The 6,211-nt window shown below is 60.0% G+C and carries 5 protein-coding genes and 1 pseudogene (1 of these 6 running past the window's edge); 2 read left to right on the forward strand and 4 right to left on the reverse strand.

Features of this window, described 5'->3' with window-relative positions; all coding sequences use genetic code 11:
- The first annotated feature begins 184 nt into the window (after positions 1-184).
- Positions 185-703, forward strand: coding sequence for a chalcone isomerase family protein (locus tag ALO64_RS00395; RefSeq protein WP_044344997.1), 519 nt, complete (start codon positions 185-187; stop codon positions 701-703).
- Between the two features lie 17 nt (positions 704-720).
- Positions 721-1,254 carry a DUF3833 domain-containing protein gene (locus ALO64_RS00400; protein ID WP_044319206.1) on the forward strand — a complete coding sequence of 178 codons (534 nt, stop codon included), beginning with the start codon at positions 721-723 and terminating at the stop codon, positions 1,252-1,254.
- Between the two features lie 39 nt (positions 1,255-1,293).
- On the opposite strand, the gene moaA is transcribed toward ALO64_RS00400, so the two are convergent.
- From moaA to ALO64_RS00420, 4 genes and pseudogenes are all read right to left on the reverse strand, one after another.
- Positions 1,294-2,292: a GTP 3',8-cyclase MoaA gene (moaA, locus tag ALO64_RS00405; protein WP_002553792.1), complete on the reverse strand. Its 999-nt coding sequence runs from the start codon at positions 2,290-2,292 to the stop codon at positions 1,294-1,296.
- Between the two features lie 278 nt (positions 2,293-2,570).
- Complete coding sequence (locus tag ALO64_RS00410; protein ID WP_044344996.1) at positions 2,571-3,917, reverse strand: cation:proton antiporter; 1,347 nt, start codon at positions 3,915-3,917, stop codon at positions 2,571-2,573.
- Positions 3,918-4,066: 149 nt separating this feature from the next.
- Positions 4,067-5,119, reverse strand: a complete 1,053-nt coding sequence (locus ALO64_RS00415) for an ABC transporter substrate-binding protein (RefSeq protein WP_044344995.1) — start codon at positions 5,117-5,119, stop codon at positions 4,067-4,069.
- Positions 5,116-6,211 (reverse strand): annotated as a pseudogene (locus ALO64_RS00420) (NAD(P)/FAD-dependent oxidoreductase) (it continues 76 nt past the right edge of the window). Before ALO64_RS00420 ends, ALO64_RS00415 begins: the two are co-directional and overlap by 4 nt.

A 6,211-nucleotide genomic window follows, 5' to 3' on the forward strand; every position in this document is an offset into this window, starting at 1 on the left:
TGAACCTGATCGGGAACAGGCTTTTTTATTTTCAGCGCCCGAAAGGGTAATTGCCTTATTGGTTGTACAAAGTGTTTTTGCTGGTATAGATTCCGGCCATGAGTCAGTTATCTGACTTCTCTCATTTCCGGCCTGCCGATGCTTTCATGGCAGCGCCTGCACCTGACCTACACAGAGGTTGCCGATGCGTGTGCCACGATGGCTATGGTTGGTGATGTTGCTCAGCGCTGGCGCTTCGGCGGATTGGCGGGAGGCATTGCCCAATGCCCAGGTTGTCGGTGGCGGTGATCTCAGCCTGTTCGGCTTTCGTGTCTACACGGCCAGGTTGCTTAGTCCCGCCAAGCCCTTTGTAGCGAGTGCGCCGCTGGCTCTTGAGTTGACTTACCATCGCGATATTGACCGCGAAGATCTGGTCGATGCCAGTATCGATGAGATCAAGCGTATTTCCGGGTCGAAGGTGAACGAACAGCAACTGGCGCAATGGCGTCAGCAAATGAACCAGTCATTTGTCGATGTTAAGCCGGGCATGAAGATTACCGGGGTTTACCTGCCCGGCCGCGAAGCGCGTTTCTATGTCGGCGACAAACTCCAGCATGTCGTGCCCGACAGTGAGTTCGCCAAGGCTTTCTTTTCCATCTGGCTTGACCCGAAAACCCGTAACCCCGAGCTGCGTGAGCAGTTGCTCGGCAGTACCGGCTCATGACCCATCAAGGAGGGCGCATGCTGAGAAAGTGGATGTTGATGTTGTTTGCGGGGCTTGTACTGAGCGGCTGCGGCGGTGTGCCGGTAACCCGTTACAGTCAGGAAGAGCCCAAGCTCGATCTGCGCCAGTACTTCACCGGGCGTGTCGAGGCCTGGGGAATGTTTCAAAAGCGCTCCGGTGAAGTCACCAAGCGCTTTACCGTGGTGATCGACGGGCACAGTGAAGGCGAAGTGCTGGTCATGCACGAGGCCTTCAGCTACAGCGATGGCACCAAGCAGGTCCGGGAGTGGCGTTTGCGTCCTGACGGCCCGGGACGCTGGAAGGGCACGGCAGGTGACGTGGTTGGCGAGGCCTATGGCGAAGTGTCAGGCAACAGCTTCCACTGGAACTATGTGCTCAGGTTGCCGGTGGACGGCACCGAGTATGACGTCAGCCTGGATGACTGGATGCACCTGATCGACAAGCAGACCATGGCCAATCGTTCGTCGATGACCAAGCTGGGTGTCGAAGTCGGGCAGATCACCTTGTTCTTTCGCAAGGCCGGCAAATAAATAACGCCTCGTATGAGGCGTTATCCTTCAGGTCGGCTGTCAGCCGCCCGTCATGTTCATGAAGCGCACGACCTGCACGCCATCGTCGTGGGTGAAGTTGTGGCTCCACGGCTTGATTTGCATCGCATCGATGATGGCTTTTTCGAGTTTCTCAGGCTGACCGGGATTGGCGCGCAGTACCGCTTTCAAGTCCACGGAGTGCTCGTTGCCCAGGCACAGCAGCAAGCGGCCTTCGACCGTCAGGCGCACGCGATTGCAGGTGCCGCAGAAGTTATGGCTGTGCGGTGAGATGAAGCCAATGCGAATGCCCGGCGCTTCGGCCAGACGCCAGTAGCGCGACGGCCCCTGAGTCGAGTCGGTGGAAGGCACCAGCGTGTAACGTTCGGCAATGCGCTCGCGAACTTGATCGCTGGAGTAGAAGGACTCGGCACGGCTGTGCTCGCTGATGATGCCCAGCGGCATCTCTTCGATGAACGAGACATCCAGATTGCGATCGATGGCGAACGCCAGCAGGTCGTTGATCTCGTGATCATTGCGACCATGCATTACCACGCAGTTGAGCTTGGTGTGCACAAAACCGGCAGCATTGGCGGCGTCGATACCGGCAATGACCTTGTGCAGATCACCCGTGCGGGTCAGCTCGCGAAAACGTTGCGGGTCGAGGCTGTCCAGGCTGATGTTCAGACGGGTGACGCCGGCCTTGAACAGCGGGGCGGCCAGTTTGTCCAGTTGTGAACCGTTGGTGGTCATGCACAGTTCACGCAGGCCGGGCAGGGCGGCGATCTTTTCACACAGACCCACGACACCCGAGCGTACCAGTGGCTCACCACCGGTGAGACGAATTTTGCGTGTACCCAGCGCCACGAAGCGCTCGGCTACCTGAAGGATTTCCTCCAGCGAAAGAATCTGTTGCCGAGGCAAAAACGTCATCTCTTCGGCCATGCAGTACACGCAGCGGAAATCGCACCGGTCGGTGACCGACATGCGCAGATAATCGACTTTACGTGCAAAGCGGTCCATCAGGACGGGTTCTGACATTTCACCTTCTAAATGATCGAGAGAGCTGTATTCCAGGTTTGGAGGCCAGCGTGCTACAGGGGTTCAGCTCTTTTGCAAGGTGCAACATCCGGGCCTTTGCGCAGGCTGGCAAAGTGCCCAAGCCTGCCCACATATTAGCTGCACGCCTCAAGCTTTGCACTGGCGGCTATGCACCTGCTACATGGCCGCCACGCTACCGAGTCGAAATGCCGCAGTCCAATTGCTTCTTCCAATACCCTCATCGACCTCATCTATGGCCCTTTGCCGTAGCAGGCCTGTTAATCAGGGTTGGCGGCGGCGCTGCGTTCGTAACGTTCCAGTAAAGGCTGGATGCTGATGCCGTGTACCAGAATGCTCAGCGCTACGACTGAAAGGGTCATGCCGATCACAACGTGGCCGACATCGTGTGCCAAGCCGTGTGACAACGCGAAGCACAAGTAATAAAGGCTGCCGATGCCGCGGATGCCGAACCAGCCGACCAGTGCTTTTTGCCTGCCGTTAAGCAGGCGACGGCTGACCAGCAGCCAGACGCTCGCGGGACGAATCACGCAAAACAATGCCAGCCCCAGACCAATCGCGCGCCAATCCCAGTACATCGCCAGCGCCGCGCCCAGCAGAGTGATCAGCAAAACTTCCATTGCGCGTTCCACCAGGCTGCCGAACGCGAGCATATCGCCCATCATTACCCCGGCAGCCAGTTGCGAGTCGCTCATGTCTTCGCCCTGCGCTACTGTGCCCTGTTCAAGGGATGCAGTCATATGCCCCAGGACTGGTTGCGCGACATGCTCCGACGGCAGCTCTGAACGCGTGACACGTACTTCAGCCTGACGCAGCCCGAATCCGGCGGCAAATACCGAAAGAAAGCCAAAGGCACCCAAGCTTTGCGCAACGACATAAGCCAAGGCGATCAATGCCAGCGCCAGAAAGTCATTGGGTGATGTAGTGCTGTCGGCGTTCTTGATGCGCAGAAAGATCGTCAGATGGCCAACGCCGCGGCCCATGCCGTAACCAATCAACAAACCGGCCGGCACCGCCCAGATCAAATCCTTGATCAGCCATCCCTGGACCCAGTCGCTCATTGCGCCCCCGGAACTCAGGTACAGCAAGGCAAAGATCACGAATGGAAACGCCGTCCCGTCGTTGAGGCCCGCCTCGCCGGACAGACCAAACCGCAGGCGATCCTGGTCCTGGGCGTTATTCACCTGGACCATCCCGGCCAGTACGGGGTCGGTCGGCGACAGCATGGCACCGAGCAGCAACGACACGCCCCAATCCAGGCCGATGATGTAGTGCCCTGCGACCGTCACGCCAGCAATGGTCGCCAGCATCACCGGTCCGGCCAGCCAGTAGGCAGAGTGCCAGGCCTTGCCGCGCAGGGGCAGGCGCAATTTGATGCCCGTCCCGAACAGGGAAAACAGCACCGCCACCTCGGTCAAGCGCTCCAGCCATTCGTAGGATTTTTCGAAATCCAGATTGACGATATCCAGGCCCATCGGCCCGATGCCAAAGCCAAATCCCAGGCACACCGCTGACGTAGTGACCGGCATCCAGCGCAGGTACGAGGACGTGAGCGCCAATATCATCAAGAGCACGCCAAGCACGCCCATGCAGACAATAAAACTCATAAAGAAAGAACCACCGTTAAATGCGCCTTAAGAAGAGGGCGTAACGGTGGGACTCTCTTGTGCGGTAATAAGTTGAAATAATTTGCCGGGCGGTGATCAGCCTGTGCTTGCCTGTAAACGGCACGGCCTTTTGACCTTGCCGCTTGCGACTAGCGCTCGATACTGCGGCTCCAGCGTGCGTTCCACTCGGGGCGGATTTGGTTGACTTGATCCCAGTCGATGGTTACCGCTGTTTCCAGGTACTTTTCCATGGCCTCGACCTGCGCGCGCGTCTTCTCGGAGGTCGGGGTTTTCGGATTTGACGGGATCTGATCGCCGAATTCCAGCGCAGGTGCCTGTGCTTCCGGTGTCAGCAGGTAGGCCGCCAGCTTCTGGGCCAGCTCTGGCTGGTTGTTATTGGCGATTGCACATTCAGCCACGTTCAACACTACGCCGCCCTCCTTGGGCGAGGCGTACTCCACCGGCACGCCCTTGATCTTCAAGGCGGTCACCTGCGTAGGCGTCAGCGGGAACAGCGCGGCTTCATCGTTTTGCACCATTTCCGAGATCTTTGCCGAGCTGGCTATGTATTCCAGCACGTTCGGGCCGACAGTTTTCGGCCAGGCCTTGAAGCCGGGTTCGACGTCTTTCTCGCTGCCGCCCTGGATACGGTTGAACATCAGAAAGCCATGCAGGCCGAAGGTCGAGGAGGCCAGTGACTGGAACACCACCTTGTCCTTGAAACGTTTGTCGGCCAGGTCCATCCACGAGGTGGGCGCGCTCCAGCCCTTTTCCTTGAACATCCGCGTGTTGTAAGCAAGGCCGGTTACACCCAGGCTGACAGCCGCTGCCTGTTCCTTGATTTTGGCCTTGGCAGGCAGGTCAGCCAGACTGGCGCTGGGCTGCAGGGCGTCACACAGGCCCATGGAAATAGCCCGGTACATGATGCCGTCGTCGAGAAAGATGACGTGCATCTGCGGGTTGTCTTTACTCGCCTGCACCTTGGCAAGGATATCGGCCGAGGTGCCGGGCACGATCACCACCTTGACGTTGTTGGCCTTCTCGAAAGCAGGCAGAACCTGATCGGCGTACAGGCGCTCCATGGTTCCGCCGTTCATGCCCAGGTACAGCGTGGTTTCGGCCTGGGCAGGCAACGACACGAGTGCGGCAGCCAAGGGCAGGCATGACAGGCCGGTGAGGGCGAGACGTTTGGTGCTTTTCATAGGGACGACCTTCCTCTGTGCAATGGGATGACGTTCGTAGCGGGTTCTATCTCTGTGGGTTGGCTAGCTGCCTGGCGGAAGCGGCCGATGGAAAAGGCCTCGAGCGAGATCGTTGAGGCACTGTCGCAGACCCATTCGGCCAGCGCTTCGCCCGCTGCCGGGCCGATCTGAAAGCCTGCCCCGGCAAAGCCGAAGCCGTGCAGCAGCCCGGGCCGGGTCAGGCTCGGGCCCAGCACCGGTTCGCGATCAGGCAGGTAGCCTTCAGTGCCGCTCCAGGTGCGAATGGCCTGGGCGCCGGCCAATGGCGGGTAGAGTTCGACGGCGTTGCGCAGAATGTCGAGCACTGCCGCCTGTCCCGGCCTGGCATGCGCAGGGCCGAGGGCAAAGCCTTGTCCGCCGCCCAGCACGCAATTGCCGCGTGCCACCTGCCGGGCATAGATGCCGCCGCCTTCGACACCGGTGCTGACGTCCATGAACATCGGCAGTGGTTCTGTCACCAGCATCGCCGGATGCCCCGAATACATCGGCACCGGTTCGTTGAATTGTGCCGCCAGCGCTCCTGCCCAGGCGCCAGCGCAATTCAGTAGCCAGGGGGCTCGCAGTGTCAGGCCGCTGGCGGTCGTGACGATGAAGGCGTTGCCGTCGTGACTGACTTCGCTGACCGGCGCCTGCTCGAATACCTGAGCGCCCGCCCGGCGAGCTGCGCGGGCAAAGGCGGGCGATACCAGACGCGGATTGGCGTGCCCGTCGTCGGCGCATAACGATGCACCGACGGCGACATCGCCCGCCCAAGGGTAACGGGCGCGCAGTTGCTCTCGATCCAGCAGTTGCAAATCCAGCCCGAACCCCTGACTGGCTTCGGCGTAGCTGCGCAGCGCATCCATGTCCTGCTCGCTGCGCGCCAGTTTGAGGTGGCCGGAGCGCTGGTATTCGCCGTCGATACCGATCAGCTCGCACAGGCCGCTCCAGATCTGATGCGCCCGTTGCGACAAGGGCAGTTGCGACAAGGGCCTGCCCTGACGGCGCACGCCGCCATAATTGACGCCGCTGGAGTGCGAGCCGCAAAAGTCGCGCTCCAGCAAGGCGACACGC

The sequence above is a fragment of the Pseudomonas meliae genome (assembly GCF_001400515.1).
Lineage (GTDB): Bacteria > Pseudomonadota > Gammaproteobacteria > Pseudomonadales > Pseudomonadaceae > Aquipseudomonas > Aquipseudomonas amygdali.